Genomic DNA, 16,853 nt, shown 5'->3' with positions numbered 1-16,853 from the left:
CCTGGGGGAGCCTGTGTCGGTCCGAGTGGTCGTCAGGACGTTCAGCGAACTGTGCATCACGGTGGGCGCCCTGATCGTGCTGTTCGTCGCCTACGTACTGTTCTGGACCGGCGTGAAGGCCGACAGTGCCATGGACCACCAGATCGACTCCCTCCAGGACCAGTGGTCCAAGGGATCGGTGGCGGTCGAACAACCCCGGCCGGGCCCGTCGCCGTCCCCGAGCCGGAGCCCTGCCCAGGACCAGAGCCGGACCCAGACGCCCTCGCCGTCTCCCTCCCCTTACAAGGACGGTAAGCCGTTCGCCGTCATGTACATCCCGCGGCTCGGTTTCACGTGGAACAAACCGGTGCTCCAGGGGACGGGCACGGACATCCTCAAGAAGGGCCTCGGCCACTACGCGGGGACGGCGCAGCTCGGGCAGAAGGGGAACTTCTCCGTCGCCGGCCACCGCCGCACCTATGGCGACCCGTTCAAGGACTTCCCCGAGCTGCGCCCCGGCGACGCGGTCGTCCTCACCGACGGCACGACCTGGTTCACGTACCGCATCGACACCAAGCCCTACAAGACGCTGCCCAGCGACGTCGCCGTCATCGACCCGGTGCCGCGCAAGTCCGGATACACGGAGCCGGGCCGCTATCTCACGCTGACGACGTGTGAGCCGGAGTGGGGTCACAGCCACCGGCTGATCGTCTGGGCGCACCTTGATGCCACCCAGCCCGCAGAGGCCGGGAAACCGGAGGCCCTGCGCCGTTAGTCTGTTGCCGTACGGCGACGGAAGGGACGGCATGTACGGCTGGATCTGGCGGCATCTGCCGGGAAACACGTTGATCAGGGCACTGATCTCGCTTCTGCTCGTCCTCGCGGTGGTCTACGTGCTGTTCCAGTACGTCTTCCCGTGGGCCGAGCCCCTGCTCCCCTTCAACGATGTGACGGTGAACAACTAGTGGGCGAGCACAGGCGACGCAGCCGCATTCTCGTGGTCGACAACTACGACAGCTTCGTCTTCAACCTTGTCCAGTACCTGTACCAGCTGGGCGCGGAGTGCGAGGTGCTGCGCAACGACGAGGTCGAGACCCGGCACGCGCAGGACGGCTTCGACGGCGTGCTGCTGTCCCCCGGCCCCGGCGCCCCCGAGCAGGCCGGTGTCTGCGTCGAGATGGTGCGCCACTGTGCGGCGACCGGCGTGCCCGTCTTCGGTGTCTGCCTCGGCATGCAGTCCATGCAGGTCGCGTACGGCGGTGTCGTGGACCGCGCGCCCGAGCTGCTGCACGGCAAGACGTCCCTGGTGCGGCATGAGGGCAGGGGCGTCTTCGCGGGGCTGCCGGACCCGTTCACGGCGACGCGCTACCACTCGCTCGCCGCCGAGCCGGACACCGTGCCCGACGAGCTCGAGGTCACCGCGCGCACCGAGGACGGCATCATCATGGGTCTGCGCCACCGTGAACTGCCCGTCGAGGGCGTGCAGTTCCATCCTGAATCCGTCCTCACGGAACACGGTCACCTGATGCTGGCCAACTGGTTGGCCGCCTGCGGCGACAAGACCGCGGTGGCACGATCGGCCGGGCTCGCCCCGGTCGTGGGCAGGGCCTCGGCGTGACCGCCCTGCGCCCCGAGCGTGAGGGAGCCTCGTACGAGCAGGAACCGTACGAGGCTGCTGGCGCGTTCGAGGCGGCCGTTCAGCGGCTCGACGACCCGCTGAACGATCCTCTGCCCGGGCAGCATCCCTCCCCCTGGTTCCGCGCCGCGGACGCCACGGACGGGTCCCAGGAGCCCCACCTGGACCCTCAACAGCCGCTTCAGGCCCAGCCCTCGCTCCATCCGTCGCCCCAGCCGGAGCAGGAGTGGTACGACCCGCAGGGCTACGCGCAGGACTGGTACGGCGGCGAGCAGCACACGCCGCAGGTGCAGCACGCACCACAGTCGCCGCAGGTGCAGCACACACCGCAGCCTTCGTACGTACCGCCCGTCCGTGAGTACGAGGCGAGCCCGCCGCGGCCCGTCCCGGACGACGAGACCGTGGCCCTGCGGACCGCGGACCCCCGGCGAATAGGCGAGCCGGACGCAGACGCCTACCCAGACCCCAACACCAACACTGACGCAGAGACCGACAGCGAGTCCGGCACCGAGTCCGAGTCCGGCTCCGGCACTCCTGCGCGCGGGCGCTCCGCCGCGCCCGTGGTGACCGGTGGCCGGGCCGCGCGCAGGAAAGCCGCCAAGCAGGGCGGCAGGCACTCGGCGGCGGCCACGCAGACCCCTGCGCCCGCCTCCCCGCCCCGCAGTCGCCTGGAGGCGCGCAGGGCGGCCAGGGCGAGCAAGCCCAGTACCGGTGAGGTCGCCAGCCGGGCGATCGGCGAAACGTTCATCACCATCGGTGTGCTGATGCTGCTCTTCGTCACGTACCAGCTGTGGTGGTCGAACATACGGGCCCACCAGCAGGCGGGCAGCGCGGCGCACCATCTCCAGGACGACTGGGCGAACGGCAAGCGCGAGCCGGACAAGTTCGCGCCCGGACAGGGCTTCGCGATCATGCACATCCCGAAGCTGGACGTCGTCGTGCCGATCGCCGAGGGCATCAGCAAGACGAAGGTCCTGGACCGCGGAATGGTGGGCCACTACGGCAAGGACAGCATCGAGACGGCGATGCCGAACGCCAAGACCGGCAACTTCGCGGTCGCCGGGCACCGCAACACGCACGGCGAGCCGTTCCGCTACATCAACCGGCTCCAGCCGGGCGATCCGATCGTCGTCGAGACGCAGGACACGTACTACGTGTACAAGATGACGAGCATCCTTCCGCAGACCCCGCCGAGCAACACGACCGTCCTCAATCCGGTCCCCCAGGGCTCCGGGTTCACGGCCCCCGGCCGGTACATCACGCTGACCACGTGCACGCCGGAATTCACCAGTACGTATCGAATGATCGTCTGGGGCAAGATGGTCGAGGAACGGCCGCGCAGCAAGGGGAAGCCGGACGCGCTCGTGCAGTAGCGGGGCAGCGGCTGGGCATACGCAGGGCAGCAAGGCACGCAGGGGCAGCAAGTAACAGGTACCGCGGTACAGGTTCAGGGACAGGGACGGGGCACAAGCAGTGGCAGCGACGACCGACCACGACGAGCGGGCCGGCGAGGCACCGCCCGCGCCACGACGCGGCCGTGGCCGCATCGCCGGCGCCGTCAGTCTCTTCGGTGAGCTCCTCATCACGGCGGGCCTGGTCCTCGGCCTGTTCGTCGCCTACTCGTTGTGGTGGACGAACGTGGTCGCGGACCGCGCCGCGCACAAGCAGGGCGACAAGGTGCGCGACCAGTGGTCCGACCCCGGACCCGGCGCGCTGGACACCAAGAACGGCATCGGCTTCCTGCACGTTCCGTCGATGAAGAACGGTGAAGTGCTCGTCGAGAAGGGCACCTCGTCGAAGATCCTCAACGACGGTGTCGCCGGCTACTACACCGACCCGGTCAAGTCCGCGCTGCCGGCGGACGCGAAGGGCAACTTCGCGCTCGCGGCGCACCGGGACGGCCACGGCGCGAAGTTCCACAACATCGACAAGATCAAGAAGGGCGACCCGATCGTCTTCGAGTCGAAGGACAAGTGGTACGTCTACAAGGTGTACGACATCCTCCCCGAGACGTCGAAGTACAACGTGAAGGTCCTGGGAGCCGTCCCCAAGGAGTCGGGCGTGAAGAAGCCCGGCCGCTACATCACGCTGACGACGTGCACGCCGGTCTACACGTCCACGTACCGCTACGTGGTGTGGGGCGAGCTGGAGCGGGTCGACAAGGTCGACAGCGATCGGACGCCTCCGCCCGAGCTGCGCTGACGGCGCCCCGTCAGCACACGTAAGAACCCGAACCGCAGCACGTAACAACTCCGAACCACCGCACGACAGAACCCCGGCACCGCCTCCGCGGTGCCGGGGTTCTGTGTTGCTGGCGGGCGCCTGCTAGCCGCGAGCGCCTCCGAAGAGCCCGCCGCCGCCGTTGTCCCCGCCGCCGTTCTGGTTGTTGGGCGGGGTGGTGAGCAGGGTGACCGTGTCGCCCTTGTTCACCGGCGAGTTGGGGCCGGGCTGGCTCGTCACGACCGTCGCGTTCGGGTCGTTGGGTGAGCCGGGCGCCAGAGCCGGGACGAGACCGAGGTCCGTCAGCTGCTTCTGTACGTCCTTCAGGCTCTTGCCGGCGATGTCACCGGGCACCGTGATCTGCGCGGCGGCCTTGGCGACCTTCAGGTAGACCGTGGAGCCCGGCTCTGCCGTGCCGCCCGCGGCGGGGGTCTGCGAGAAGACCTTGCCGGCCTCGGCTGCGTTCTCCTCCTCGGTGCAGCTGGCCTTGAGGCCGTTGTCCGCGAGCTGCTTCGTAGCCTCCTCGCACGTCTTGTTGGAGACGTCCGGCACGCTGGAAAGCTTCTTCTCCTTGGCGACAGTCAGGGTGATGGTGCTCCCCTTCTGTACTTCCTTGCCCGGCCGCGGGTCCTGGTCGAGGACCGTGCCCGGTTCGGCGCTGGACTCCCTCGTCTCGGTCTCGACGACGAACTGGTAGCCGTCACCCTCGAGCTTCGCCGTTGCCACGTCGACCTGGCGGTCGATGACGTTCGGCACCGCCACCTTCGGCGCCCCGGTCGACACCACCACCGTGATGGTGTCGTTCTTCTTGACGTCGGCTCCCGCGGCCGGGCTCTGCGAGCAGATCTGGCCCTTGGGGAACTTGTCGCAGGGCTCCTTCTTCGAGGCGTCGAGCTTGAGGTGCGTGTTGTCGGCGGCGAGCTTGGCGTCGGGGACCGTCTTGCCGACGAACTTGGGCGCCGCGAACGGAGCGTTGCTTCCGCCGCTCTCGTCCATGAAGAACTTGCCGATCAGGATCGCGCCGACCAGGACGAGGACGCCCGCGAGGACGAGCAGGATCGTCGACGTACGGTTCTTGCCCTGGCTCTGACGGCGCCGGTCGGGGCGGTCGTCGTAGCCGTAGCCGCCGTCGTCCGGATTGACCGGGGGCAGCATCGACGTCTGGCCGCCGCCGTTCTGCGGGTGCAGCATCGCCGTCTGCTGGTCGTCGGGGTGGCCGCCGTAGCCGACGGCGCCCATCGCCGCGGTCGCCGCGACCGGCTGCCCGTCCAGGCACGCCTCGATGTCGGCGCGCATCTCGTCCGCCGACTGGTAGCGGTAGTCCGGGTCCTTGGTGAGGGCCTTGAGGACGATCGCGTCCATCTCGGGCGTGATCTCACTGTCGAAGACGCTCGGCGGCTGCGGCTCCTCGCGCACGTGCTGGTACGCGACCGCGACCGGGGAGTCGCCCACGAAGGGCGGCCGGACGGTCAGCAGCTCGTAGAGGAGGCAACCCGTCGAATAGAGGTCGGACCGCGCGTCGACCTGCTCGCCCTTGGCCTGCTCCGGGGAGAGGTACTGGGCGGTGCCGATCACGGCCGACGTCTGCGTCATCGTCATGCCGGAGTCGCCCATGGCGCGGGCGATGCCGAAGTCCATCACCTTGACCTGGCCGGTCCGCGTCAGCATGACGTTGGCCGGCTTGATGTCACGGTGGACGATGCCCGCGCGGTGCGAGTACTCGAGCGCCTGGAGGATGCCGATCGTCATCTCCATGGAGCGCTCGGGCAGCAGCTTGCGCCCGGAGTGCAGCAGCTCACGCAGCGTGGACCCGTCGACGTACTCCATCACGATGTACGGGATGGAGGTCCCGTCGATGTAGTCCTCACCGGTGTCGTACACGGCGACGATCGCGGGATGGTTGAGCGAGGCGGCCGACTGGGCCTCCCGGCGGAACCGGGCCTGGAACGACGGGTCGCGCGCGAGGTCGGCGCGTAGCGTCTTCACCGCCACGGTGCGGCCGAGCCGGGTGTCATGGGCGAGATAGACCTCCGCCATGCCACCACGGCCGAGCACCTGGCCCAGCTCGTACCGGCCGCCGAGGCGACGCGGCTCTTCCATGGTTACCTACCAGCCCTCTCCGTCGGTCCCGACCGTCACCCGTGCGGGGTCGGGCGGTGTGCTGTCCGGGCATACCGTACCCGGCCTGTCGTGCCTGACCTGCCCGGAACCGTGACCCGATACAGGACCGGTATCGCAACGTGCACCGATGTGAAGAACACGTGACCGGACTCACTTCTTGCTGTTGAGTACCGCTTCCATCACGCTCTTCGCGATCGGTGCGGCCAGACCGCCACCGGAGATGTCGTCACGGTTCGCGCTGCCGTCCTCGACGACCACGGCCACGGCGACCGGGGAGCTGCCGTCCTTGGCCTTCGCGTAGGAAAGGAACCAGGCGTACGGCTTCTCGCTGTTGTTGAGGCCGTGCTGGGCGGTACCCGTCTTTCCGCCGACCGTGTAGCCGGGGATCTGCGCGTTCGTGCCGGTGCCCTCGCTGACGACCGTCTCCATCATCGACTGGAGGATCTGGGCGTTCTTCTCCGACAGCGGCCGGCTCAGCTCCTTCGGCGTGTGCTGCTCGATCGTGTCGAGGCTCGGCGCCTGGAGGTCACTGACCATGTACGGCTCCATGAGCTTGCCGTCATTGGCGACGGCGGAGGCCACCATGGCCATCTGCAGCGGCGTCGCCGCGGTGTTGTACTGGCCGATCGACGAGAGCGCCGTCTGCGACTTGTTCATGTCGTCGGAGAACACGGACGCGTTCGAACGGACCGGGGTGAACTGCTCCTTGTTGAAGCCGAACTTCTCCGCGGTCTCCAGCATCTTGTCGTTGCCGAGGTCCGCGCCGACCTTGCCGAAGACGGTGTTGCAGGAGTAGCGCAGCGCCACCCGCAGCGTCGCGTCCTTGCAGGGGATGTTGCCCTCGTTCTTCAGCGGCGTCGTCGTGCCGGGCATGGTCCACGGCAGCGGGGTGTCGGTCTTCTGGTCGGGGTCCCTGTAGAGCCCGTGCTCCAGTGCCGCCGCCGCGGTAACGATCTTGAACGTCGAGCCCGGCGGGTACGTCTCGCGCAGCGCGCGGTTCGTGAGCGGCTTGTCCTTGTTCTTGTCGAGCTTGCCGAAGGTGTCGCCGTCCTTCTGAAGGATGCCGGCGAACGACGACGGGTCGTACGAAGGCGTCGACGCCATGGCGAGGATCGCACCGGTCTTCGGGTCGATCGCGACGGCGGCGCCCTTGCCCCGGTTCTTGAGACCGTCGTACGCGGCCTTCTGCGCGGCGGCGTTGAGGGTGGTGACGACGTTGCCACCCTCCTTCTTCTTGCCGGTGATCATGTCCATGGTGCGGCGGAAGAACAGCCGGTCGTCGTTGCCGGTGAGGATGCCGTCCTCGATGGACTCGATCTGGCTCGCGCCGACCAGCTGCGAGGCGTACCCGGTGACGGGCGCCCACATGGGCCCGTCCTTCCAGGTCCGCTTGTACTTGAGGTCGGTGCCGTCCGTCGCCACGGAACCCGTGATCGACTTGCCGTCGACGATGATGTCGCCGCGCGGCTGGGCGTAGCGCTCGATGGCGACGCGCGGGTTCTGCTTGTCGGACTGGAGCTTGTCGGCCTGGGCGTACTGGAGCCAGTTGTCGCGGATCAGCAGGGCGAGGACGAGGAGCCCGCAGAAGATCGCGATCCGGCGCAGGGGCTTGTTCACGGTCGGACCACCTGGGTCATCTCGGCGTCGGGGCTGGGGGCGGGGGCCGGCGCCGGGCGGCGCGCGGTATCGCTGATACGGATCAGAATGCCGATCAGCGCCCAGTTCGCGATCACGGAGGAACCGCCGTACGCGAGGAACGGCATCGTCATACCGGTCAGCGGGATGAGACCCATGACACCGCCGGCGACGACGAACACCTGGATCGCGAACGCGCCCGACAGACCGGCCGCGAGCAGCTTGCCGAACGGGTCGCGGGCCGCGAGCGCCGTACGCAGACCGCGCTCGGCGATCAGCCCGTACATCAGCAGGATCGCCATGATGCCCGCGAGGCCGAGCTCCTCGCCGAACGTGGCGAGGACGAAGTCGGAGTTCGCGGCGAACTTGATCAGGTCGGAGTGGCCCTGGCCGAGGCCCGTGCCGAGCACGCCACCGGAGCCGAACGCCCACAGCGCCTGCATCGCCTGCTCGGAGTGACCGCCGACGCCCTGCCTGCTGAGCAGGTACTCGTGCATCGGGTCGAGCCACGCCTGGACACGGCTCTGCACGTGCGGCTCGAACGAGGCGACACCGACCGCGCCGACCGCCGACATCACCAGACCGAAAACGATCCAACTGGTGCGCTCCGTGGCGACGTACAGCATCACGACGAACATGCCGAAGAACAGCAGCGACGTACCGAGGTCCGTCTCGAAGACCAGGATCAGGATCGACATCACCCAGACCACGATGATCGGTCCGAGGTCACGGCCACGCGGCAGGTACAGGCCCATGAAGCGGCGGCTGGCCAGCGCGAGCGCGTCCCGCTTGACCATCAGATAGCCCGCGAAGAACACCGCGATGACGATCTTCGCGAACTCACCGGGCTGGATGGAGAAGCCGCCGACGTGGATCCAGATCTTCGCGCCGAACACGTTCATACCGAGACCCGGCACGAGCGGCAGCAGCAGCAGGATCAGCGCGCCCACCATGGAGATGTAGGTGTAGCGCTGCAGGATGCGGTGGTCCTTGAGCAGCATGAGCACCCCGACGAACAGGGCGATGCCGATCGCGGAGTACATCAGCTGCTTCGGCGCGTCCGGGCTGAACGACCCGTACTGCGACTTGGCCAGCTGCTGCAGGCGCTCCGACTGGTCCAGGCGCCAGATGATGACCAGACCCAAGCCGTTGAGCAGGGTCGCGATCGGCAGGAGCAGCGGATCGGCGTACGGCGCGAACCGGCGTACGACGATGTGCGCGACGCCCGCGAGCAGGCCGAGGCCGAGGCCGTAGCCGAGAAGCCCGGCGGGCAGCGTGCCGTCGATCGCCAGGCCCACGTTCGCGTACGCGAAAACGGGGATGACGACGGCGAAGGCGAGAAGCGCGAGCTCGGTGTTGCGCCGGCTCGGCGCACCGATCGCGCCGATGGTCGACGTGTGTGTAGTGCTACTGCTCATGGCGTGCAAAGGCCCCCAACGGCTGCTTACTGCTTACCGCACAGCGGGACCAGCTTCTGCTCATCCTCCGAGAGGCTGGGGCCAGGTGTGGGCGTCGGTGCGGTCTTGGACTTGGCCGTTCCGGACGGCGTGGGTGTCGGACTCGGCGCTGTCTTCGCCGAGGTGCGCGACGTGGTGAAAGACGTCTTGGTGGCGCCTGTGGTGCCACCCGCCTCGCCCTCGCCGGTCTTCGCGTTCTGCTCGTTCTCCGCCTGGCGGCGCTCGGCGTCCTTCTTGCAGGCCGAGGCTTGCAGCGACAGCTCGCCGATCTTGTCCTTGGCGTCACCGAAGCTGCCCTCGGTGATCGTCGCCTCGACCTGCTTGCGCTGATACGGCGGCAGGTACTTGAGTTCGATCTCGGGGTGGTCCTTCTCGACCTTCGACAGACTCACCCACGCCAGGTCCTGGCTGATACCGCGGTACAGCGCGACATGCGAGTCGCTCGAACCGACGTAGTACTGCGTCTGCGTCCAGCGGTAGCCGCCGTACAGGCCACCGCCCACGACGGCCAGCGCCAGGGCGATGAAGAAAGATCTCTTGAGCCACTTACGGCCGCGCCGCGGCTTGACGAAGTCGTCGTCCCCGTACGAGCCGAAGCTTCCCTCGGGGACGTAACCGGCCGGGTCGCCGCTGCCGGGCGGACCGAACTCGCCACCGCCGCCGCCGCTCTGCCCGGGCACCGGCCTGCCGGACCCGCGGCCGAGCTCCGACGCACGGCCCGCGGGAGTCTGCATCGCACCGCCGTCGTGCAGCTGGTGCTGCTGGTTCTCGGCGACCGCGCCCACGATGACCGGCGCGTCGGACAGCTGACCGGCGAGCGTGTCTCCGCTGTCGATGTCCAGGACGTCCGCCACGATCACCGTGATGTTGTCCGGACCACCGCCGCGCAGCGCGAGCTGGATCAGGTCCTGCACGGTCTCCTGCGGGCCCTGGTAGCTGGCGAGGGTCTCCTCCATCGTCTGGTGGGAGACGACGCCGGACAGGCCGTCGGAGCAGATCAAGTACCGGTCGCCGGCCCGCACTTCGCGGATGGAGAGGTCGGGCTCGACATGGTCACCACTGCCGAGCGCCCGCATGAGGAGGGACCTCTGCGGGTGAGTGGTGGCTTCCTCTTCCGTGATCCGCCCCTCGTCGACGAGGCGCTGCACCCAGGTGTGGTCCTGCGTGATCTGCGTCAGCACACCGTCACGCAGCAGATACGCGCGCGAGTCGCCGACGTGTACGAGACCGAGGCGCTGACCCGTCCACAGCAGAGCGGTCAGAGTCGTCCCCATGCCTTCCAGCTGGGGGTCCTCCTCGACCATCATCCGCAGCTGGTCGTTGGCCCGCTGCACGGCCGTGCCGAGCGACGTGAGGATGTCGGAGCCGGGAACGTCGTCGTCGAGCGCGACGATCGTCGAGATCACTTCCGACGAGGCGACCTCACCGGCGGCCTGACCGCCCATGCCGTCGGCGATCGCGAGCAGGCGCGGACCGGCGTAGCCCGAGTCCTCGTTCCCCTCGCGGATCATGCCTTTGTGCGATCCGGCGGCGAAGCGCAGTGACAGACTCATGCGCACCTCGCCCGTCGGCTCCGGGTACATCCGCACGGTGCCCACCCTCCGGTCGGGAGCGCGCTCAGGTCTTGGGTGACCGCGTCGGCTCGCTCGCTCCGCTCGCTCATTGTCGTACTACTTCCGCAGCTCGATGACGGTCTTGCCGATGCGGATCGGCGCGCCCAGCGGAATCGGTTGCGGGGTGGTCAGCCGGGCCCGGTCGAGATAGGTGCCGTTGGTGGACCCGAGGTCCTCCACGATCCACTGTCCGTCCCGGTCCGGGTAGATCCTGGCATGCTTGCTCGACGCGTAGTCGTCGTCGAGGACGATCGTCGAATCGTGCGCACGGCCCAGTGTGATGGTCTGGCCCTGCAGCGCCACCGTGGTGCCCGTGAGGGTGCCCTCGGAGACGACGAGTTTCGTGGGGGCGCCGCGGCGCTGCCGCCCGCCGCCTCCATTGCTGTTCTGCTGCTGGGCGCGCTGCTGCGGCGGCGCGGCCTGGCGTGCGGCCTGCTGCTGGCGTCCGCTGTCACGACGCGCTCCGCGCTGAGTGACGCGCGTGCCGAACAGGTCGCTGCGGATGACCTGGACGGCCACGATCACGAACAGCCACAGAACGGCCAGGAAACCCAACCGCATGACCGTAAGGGTCAGCTCTGACATTGCCCCCGCTTCACCCTTCGGCTTGCCGGTAAATGATGGTGGTACTGCCCACGACGATCCGCGAGCCGTCGCGGAGCGTAGCGCGGGTGGTGTGCTGCCCGTCCACCACGATGCCGTTGGTGGACCCGAGATCCTGGATCGTCGAGGGCGTTCCGGTCCGAATCTCACAGTGCCGGCGAGAGACGCCGGGGTCGTCGATCCGCACATCGGCTTCTGTGCTGCGGCCGAGGACCAGCGTGGGGCGCGAGATCTGATGACGTGTGCCATTGATCTCGATCCAGTGACGCACCTGGGCGCCGGGCAGCGGTCCTGCCTGGTTCCGCGGCCGAGCTCCCGCCGGGGCCTGCGTGGGGCGGCCCGGAGGCGGCCCCGCGGGCATCGGTGGCGCGCTCGCCGGCGGATAGCCGTACCCGCCGCCAGCGTTCGCCGCCGGCGGATAGCCGTAGCCTCCGCCCGCCGCCGGGGGCGCCGAAGCGGGACCCCGGCCGGACTGCGGCGGCTGCTGGGAGGGCTGGGACTGCTGCTGGTTGGTGCTCGACGCGAGCGTGCGGCTGCGTACCCGGTACAGACCCGTGTCCAGGTCGTCCGCCTTCTCCAGGTGGACCTTGATCGGTCCCATGAAGGTGTAGCGCTGCTGCTTCGCGTAGTCGCGCACCATGCCGGACAGCTCGTCGCCGAGCTGCCCCGAGTAGGGGCTGAGGCGCTCGAAGTCCGGCGTGCTCAGCTCCACGATGAAGTCGTTGGGGACGACGGTCCGCTCGCGGTTCCAGATCGTCGCGTTGTTGTCGCACTCGCGCTGGAGGGCGCCGGCGATCTCGACGGGCTGGACCTCGGACTTGAACACCTTGGCGAAGGTGCCGTTGACCAGACCCTCGAGACGCTGCTCGAACTTCTTCAGGACTCCCATGGGGCACCTCCTCCTTCGTTTTCGTCCTGGTACTGCTTACTGATCGTATCCACGCGCCGGGAAATCGGCTGGTTCCCCCTGTCAGCCCGGTCGACGAGTGTCGACCCTCACAGCTGGATCGTAGAGGGGGTACCTGGACAGTGTCCCGCACGCGGCAGCGGAGCCGGGAGGGGACGGGGAAGACGGGGGGCGCGCTGACGGCTCGGGGGCGGGCTCGGGTGCGGGCTGGGGTGGGCTTTGGGGCGGGCTCGGGGGCGGGCTGGGGTGGGGTCTTCCGAGTGGGCGGTTCTCTCCGGAGGCTTCGGACCGCCGGTGGAGCGCCGGAAGAGGGGTCAGGACTGTCGGCGGAGCGGGCAGGACTGCTCGCGGACCGCTCAGGATCGCCGGCGGACTGCGCCGGATGCGAGGTCAGCGGGGGTGGGCATGCCCAGCGGGTGCCCTCGGAAACGGATGTGAATCCACCCTCGGCAGCGTGCTAATCTTCTGGATGTCGGAAGGCGCTCACCCCAAAAGGGTGAGGGACCGGAAGGCACACCCAATGCGCGGGTGGCGGAATAGGCAGACGCGCTGGATTCAGGTTCCAGTGCCCGAAAGGGCGTGGGGGTTCAACTCCCCCCTCGCGCACAAAGAAGAACCGATGAAACGGGTCTTCACCAGTGACGAAAGTCCTGGTGGGGCCCGTTTCTCGTTGTTGCGGCGGGCCCCGGCCCGGACGGTGACGCGGCAGGGCCCCGGCGGTGAGGTATCTCACGGTCGGGGCCCTGTTTTTTTGTCGCCCGGCGCCCGGCGTCCAGGCCGACCGTTCACGGTGGGGGGTGTTGTGGCGGGTTGACGCCGTCGATCTCGATCAAGAGGTGGCGGGGGCCGCGCAGACTGGGGCTCGCGCGGTAAGGCGGTGGGTCGGCGACGAGCCGGGGGTTCTTCAGGCGGTGTGCGAGCTCGGTGAGGGCGATCTGCGTCTCGGGGCGGGCCAAGGGGGCGCCGAAGCAGTAGTGGATGCCGCCGCCGAAGCCGAGGTGCTCGTTGTACTCGCGGTCGGGATCGAAGCGGTCGGGATCGGGGACGAAGTCCGGGTCACGGCTGCCGGAGGCGAGCACGAGGGTGACCGGTGAGCCCTTGGGGATAGTGGTGCCGGCGATCTCGATGTCGTCGAGGGTGTTCCGGTTGGTGGACAGGAACTGCACCGGTGGTTCGTAGCGCAGGAGTTCCTCGACCACCCGGGGGGCCAGGTCGGGTTCGTCGTCGCGGCTCAGCCGGTCGAGCACCTGGGGGTGCCGCAGCAGGGTGAGCATGCCGTTGGTGATGAGGTTGACCGTTGTCTCGTGGCCGGCGACGAGGAGCAGGGCCGCGTTGCTGAGCACCTGTTCGTACGGCATCGGCGCCTCGGGCCCGTCACCCCTGAGGAGCCCGGAGAGCAGGTCGTCGCCCAGTCGGCCGTGGCGGGCGTCGAGCAGCTCGGTGAAGTACTGGCCAAGGTCGGCGCGGGCCTTGGCGCGTCGGCGCTGCCGCTCCGTGACCACTCCGGTGGACGGGTCGGAGGCCTTGACGACCGCGTCGGACAGTGCCTGGAATCGAGGTTCGTCGTCGCGGGGCACGCCCAGCAGGCGGCAGATCACTGTGACCGGGAAGGGATAAGCGAAGTCCTCCACGATGTCGACCTGGGTCGGGCCCGACCGGTCCTTGCCTCCAACGCCGTCCTTGCCGACGAAGCCGTCGATTCCGCTCGTCACGATCTCGAACAGGTCGGGCGTCATGCTGTCGATGCGACTGGGGGTGTGGGGCGGCCCGAAGTTCCACGTCAGCAGGCGCCGGGCTCGGTCGTGCTCGGGCGGGTCGGTTTCGATGAAGGTGGGCGGCAGTGCCGCAGGGCCCTCTCCGGAGGCCTGCGCCTGTGCGTCGGCGTCGTACCCGGGGAGGTTGCGCAGGTCCGAGCTGAGCCGTGGGTCGTGGAGCAGGGCGACGATCTCCCGGTAGGTGCTCACGACATAGCTCCCGTCCTCCTCGCGCACCACGGGTGTCTTGCGCAGCTCGGCGTAGAGCGGGTACGGGTCGGCACGGTGGGAGGGGTCGAGGATCTGCTTCCAGATGCTGGTCTGAGTCATGGTGGGCGTCTCCCGCAACTCGGGGATCCGGACATGCTGTGACCCCGACAGGGGTCACAGATAGGTTCTGCGGACCAGCGTGGCCCGTCGTTCGCTGGGCCCGTGGCCGGTCACCACGACGGTGGCCTCAGGGGTGGGCCTGCCCGGGACCTCGGCCGGGACCGGGCGCCCGTCGGCGGGCCGGTCGACGGTGTGGAAGGCGGGCGGGAACGGCGCCGCCCGGTCGATCAACCCCGCATAGAACTCCAGCCACTTGGCCTTGTTGAAGGCGACCGCAGCGGTGATGCGCCCGCGGTAGCCGTAGACCGCGACGAAGCGGCGCTCGTCCACCGACCCCTGGGCGATGACGACCTCGTCGGCATAGGTCGGGACGCCGACCGACTTGATCTCGGTGCCGAACTGGGTGGACCAGAACTCCGGCAGCGCCAGGTGCGGCCAGCGCTCGCTCTGGGCGCTGATCATGTTGTGTGCGGCGATCCCGGCCTGAGCGACCGCGTTGCCCCAGTGCTCCAGGGCCAGGTACTGGTAGTCGTAGACGGGGTGGGGGCAGCGGGCCACGTCGCCGGCGACGAACACATCGTCCGTGACGACGCCGTTGACATCGACGGCGCGACACCCCGCATCGCACGCCACCCCCCAGACCCCTGCCGCCAGCCCCGAGCCTTCCAGCCATTCGACGTTGCGGAGGCTGCCGAGCGCGGCCACCGCCACATCGACATCCAGCGTGCTGCCGTCGGACAGGCGGGCTCGCCGCAGCCGCCCGCTGTCATCGCCTTCCAGAGCCTCGACCTGAACGCCGCACCGCAGGTCGACGCCGTGGTCGCGCTGCATCTGCGCCGCGACATCGCCGATCACCGCGCCCAACGCCCCGACAAGCGGGGCCTTGCCCCGCTCGGTGACCGTCACCGGAACGTCCAGCTTGCGGCAGGCGGAGGCGACCTCGCAGCCGGTGAACCCGGCTCCGATGACCAGCACCCGGCCGGGGCCGGCCGCCAGGTGGTGGCGCAGCCCGTCCGCGTCGTCCGGGGTGCGCAGCGCGAACAGCCCGTCGAGCCCGGCCTCTGCCTCGTCGGGCCACGGGCGGGCCCGTTCCCCGGTGGCGATGAGCAACCGGTCGAATCCCACCTTCTCGCCGTCAGCCAGGAGCACCTGTTTGCGACGCAGGTCAAGCCCTGTGGCCGCGACTCCCAGCCGCCAGTGGGCGTCGAGCTGGTCGTGGCGGGGCAGTGCGGTCCGCCGCGCCGGAACCTGGCCCGTGAGGACCTGCTTGGACAGCGGCGGCCGGTCGTAAGGGAGATCAGGCTCGTCCCCGATCACGGTCAGCGCGCCTGTGAATCCCTCCCTGCGCAGAGCGGAACCCGCCCGCAGCCCTGCCAGGGACGCCCCGACGATGACGATGCGTCCGGTGCGCTTGAACGCCTCCTCAGGGCTGAGGGCAGGCGTGTGCGCCTCAGGTCCGGGCTGCTGGTTCCGGGCATTCTCACGATCGAGGAAGATGGCCTGCACCGGGCAGGCCGCCGCGGCCCGCGCGATGCGCTCTCGCTGCGCGTCGTCCGGATCGGAGTCGTACAGCAGCGCTTCGTCCCCCTGCATGGCAAACACATCCGGCGCGGCGAAAGCGCACTGTGCGTACCCCTGGCAGCGGGTGAGATCGACGACGATCTTCATGTGGACGCCCTTTCCGAACCCTGCGGATCGGCCGTTTCGTCCCCATCCCCTCGCGCGGACGTCGTCACGCCTGCTCTCCCAGTTCAGCACCCCATGCCGGAGAACGCATCCGGCCGCGAACCGGCCTGCACAAACACTGTTGCTGTTGGTTGAGGCTCTGCCCATGGGATGAGAGTCAGGCAGTTCGACGGACTGGATCGAAGAAAGGAATCAGCTGGTCAGCACACTAGCCATTGATCACTCAAGTCGGTGAACCATCCCATCGGCCAGAAACATGATCGCGGCGTGGGAGTTCTTTCGGCGGGAGAAATTCTCCGCCGAAAGGGGATTGTTCATGGTCGCGCTTCATCGATCCAGGCTTTTGGTGGCCCTTGCCACCGCATGCGCTGTCGTGCTGACGAGTTCTTCGGCGGCACAGGCCGGCGCTGTCGGATCGACTCCTGTCCGAACCTTCGAGTACAGCGTTGGCGGCATGACGATGAAAGTTCCGACCGGATGCGCGTTCACACACATCATCCGAGGCGGCGGGAAGAAGATCACCTATCAGAACGCCGGCGTCGACTGTGCTTTTGTGGCCGCGCTCGGCACTGGCTTCTGCAACTGGCGCATCGACTTCACGTACGCGAACACCAACAACAGGACGTACCGGACCTCCCGGGGGCGAACGCACCCCGAGTGCAAGATCGATCCGATGCGGAACAACTCTCCCCAGACGCTGCCTCGTTATGGAAAGGCGTGTGCGCATCTCTACGTCAACGGGGTGCGCCGAGTGAGCCAGTGTCACCACATCACGAAGTGAGCCGTTCATGATTGATCGACAGCAGGGGCGGGACCAGAGATGGGATGCGCGGCGGCGGCCCGCTGGGATCGCCGCGTTCGTGGCGGGTCTCGTCGTGACACTCGCCTTCTTCGCCTTCTTCCCTGGACTTC

At 68.5% G+C, this 16,853-nt stretch carries 14 protein-coding genes and 1 tRNA gene; 7 read left to right on the top strand and 8 right to left on the bottom strand.

Annotated elements, in window-relative coordinates:
* Positions 1–13 precede the first annotated feature (13 nt).
* From ACIPWY_RS14205 to ACIPWY_RS14185, 5 genes are all read left to right on the top strand, one after another.
* A complete protein-coding gene (locus ACIPWY_RS14205; protein ID WP_393699295.1) occupies positions 14–754 on the top strand; it encodes a class E sortase in 741 nt (246 codons plus the stop codon).
* Positions 755–785: 31 nt separating this feature from the next.
* Entirely contained in the window at positions 786–944 is a 159-nt protein-coding gene (locus ACIPWY_RS14200) for a hypothetical protein (protein WP_383890148.1), read from the top strand.
* Positions 944–1,597, top strand: a complete 654-nt coding sequence (locus ACIPWY_RS14195) for an aminodeoxychorismate/anthranilate synthase component II (RefSeq protein WP_362907741.1) — start codon at positions 944–946, stop codon at positions 1,595–1,597. Before ACIPWY_RS14200 ends, ACIPWY_RS14195 begins: the two co-directional genes overlap by 1 nt.
* Positions 1,594–2,988, top strand: a complete 1,395-nt coding sequence (locus tag ACIPWY_RS14190) for a class E sortase (RefSeq protein ID WP_393699298.1) — start codon at positions 1,594–1,596, stop codon at positions 2,986–2,988. Before ACIPWY_RS14195 ends, ACIPWY_RS14190 begins: the two co-directional genes overlap by 4 nt.
* Before the next feature lie 100 nt (positions 2,989–3,088).
* Positions 3,089–3,817, top strand: coding sequence for a class E sortase (locus tag ACIPWY_RS14185; RefSeq protein ID WP_362907739.1), 729 nt, complete (start codon positions 3,089–3,091; stop codon positions 3,815–3,817).
* 123 nt (positions 3,818–3,940) lie between these two features.
* On the opposite strand, the gene pknB is transcribed toward ACIPWY_RS14185, so the two are convergent.
* The 6 genes from pknB to ACIPWY_RS14155 form a co-directional block, all read right to left on the bottom strand.
* On the bottom strand, positions 3,941–5,935 hold the full coding sequence (gene pknB, locus ACIPWY_RS14180) for a Stk1 family PASTA domain-containing Ser/Thr kinase (protein WP_362907738.1): 1,995 nt from the start codon (positions 5,933–5,935) through the stop codon (positions 3,941–3,943).
* Between the two features lie 171 nt (positions 5,936–6,106).
* Positions 6,107–7,573, bottom strand: coding sequence for a peptidoglycan D,D-transpeptidase FtsI family protein (locus tag ACIPWY_RS14175; protein WP_393699301.1), 1,467 nt, complete (start codon positions 7,571–7,573; stop codon positions 6,107–6,109).
* Positions 7,570–9,009, bottom strand: coding sequence for an FtsW/RodA/SpoVE family cell cycle protein (locus ACIPWY_RS14170; RefSeq protein WP_362907736.1), 1,440 nt, complete (start codon positions 9,007–9,009; stop codon positions 7,570–7,572). Before ACIPWY_RS14170 ends, ACIPWY_RS14175 begins: the two co-directional genes overlap by 4 nt.
* 26 nt (positions 9,010–9,035) lie before the next feature.
* On the bottom strand, positions 9,036–10,631 hold the full coding sequence (locus ACIPWY_RS14165) for a Stp1/IreP family PP2C-type Ser/Thr phosphatase (RefSeq protein WP_393699762.1): 1,596 nt from the start codon (positions 10,629–10,631) through the stop codon (positions 9,036–9,038).
* Positions 10,632–10,718: 87 nt separating this feature from the next.
* The gene (locus tag ACIPWY_RS14160; RefSeq protein WP_362907735.1) at positions 10,719–11,246 is read right to left on the bottom strand and encodes an FHA domain-containing protein; all 528 of its coding nucleotides are present in this window, start codon (positions 11,244–11,246) and stop codon (positions 10,719–10,721) included.
* 10 nt (positions 11,247–11,256) lie between these two features.
* A complete protein-coding gene (locus ACIPWY_RS14155; RefSeq protein ID WP_362907734.1) occupies positions 11,257–12,153 on the bottom strand; it encodes a DUF3662 and FHA domain-containing protein in 897 nt (298 codons plus the stop codon).
* A 540-nt stretch (positions 12,154–12,693) separates the two neighbouring features.
* Here ACIPWY_RS14155 and ACIPWY_RS14150 point away from each other — a divergent pair.
* Positions 12,694–12,777, top strand: a tRNA-Leu gene (locus ACIPWY_RS14150).
* Between the two features lie 179 nt (positions 12,778–12,956).
* Here the strand turns inward: ACIPWY_RS14150 and ACIPWY_RS14145 are convergent.
* On the bottom strand, positions 12,957–14,255 hold the full coding sequence (locus tag ACIPWY_RS14145) for a cytochrome P450 (RefSeq protein WP_362907733.1): 1,299 nt from the start codon (positions 14,253–14,255) through the stop codon (positions 12,957–12,959).
* A 54-nt stretch (positions 14,256–14,309) separates the two neighbouring features.
* Positions 14,310–15,923: an FAD-dependent oxidoreductase gene (locus ACIPWY_RS14140; protein ID WP_393699305.1), complete on the bottom strand. Its 1,614-nt coding sequence runs from the start codon at positions 15,921–15,923 to the stop codon at positions 14,310–14,312.
* A 334-nt stretch (positions 15,924–16,257) separates the two neighbouring features.
* Between ACIPWY_RS14140 and ACIPWY_RS14135 the strand changes: the two genes are divergently transcribed.
* Positions 16,258–16,722, top strand: a complete 465-nt coding sequence (locus ACIPWY_RS14135; protein WP_362907843.1) for a hypothetical protein — start codon at positions 16,258–16,260, stop codon at positions 16,720–16,722.
* Positions 16,723–16,853 lie beyond the last annotated feature (131 nt).

Source organism: Streptomyces sp. NPDC090032, from assembly GCF_044748025.1.
Taxonomy (GTDB): Bacteria; Actinomycetota; Actinomycetes; order Streptomycetales; family Streptomycetaceae; genus Streptomyces.
The sequence above is the reverse complement of the archived record's forward strand: the minus strand, read 5'-3'. Positions and strand labels throughout refer to the sequence as shown.

Bases quoted from the DNA above. Each gene is read 5' to 3' on its own strand.
- ACIPWY_RS14200 (WP_383890148.1), top strand. From the start codon at position 786: ATGTACGGCTGGATCTGGCGGCATCTGCCGGGAAACACGTTGATCAGG.
- pknB (WP_362907738.1), bottom strand. From the start codon at position 5,935: ATGGAAGAGCCGCGTCGCCTCGGCGGCCGGTACGAGCTGGGCCAGGTG.
- ACIPWY_RS14170 (WP_362907736.1), bottom strand. From the start codon at position 9,009: ATGAGCAGTAGCACTACACACACGTCGACCATCGGCGCGATCGGTGCG.
- ACIPWY_RS14165 (WP_393699762.1), bottom strand. From the start codon at position 10,631: ATGTACCCGGAGCCGACGGGCGAGGTGCGCATGAGTCTGTCACTGCGC.
- ACIPWY_RS14160 (WP_362907735.1), bottom strand. From the start codon at position 11,246: ATGTCAGAGCTGACCCTTACGGTCATGCGGTTGGGTTTCCTGGCCGTT.
- ACIPWY_RS14155 (WP_362907734.1), bottom strand. From the start codon at position 12,153: ATGGGAGTCCTGAAGAAGTTCGAGCAGCGTCTCGAGGGTCTGGTCAAC.
- ACIPWY_RS14145 (WP_362907733.1), bottom strand. From the start codon at position 14,255: ATGACTCAGACCAGCATCTGGAAGCAGATCCTCGACCCCTCCCACCGT.
- ACIPWY_RS14140 (WP_393699305.1), bottom strand. From the start codon at position 15,923: ATGAAGATCGTCGTCGATCTCACCCGCTGCCAGGGGTACGCACAGTGC.
- ACIPWY_RS14135 (WP_362907843.1), top strand. From the start codon at position 16,258: ATGGTCGCGCTTCATCGATCCAGGCTTTTGGTGGCCCTTGCCACCGCA.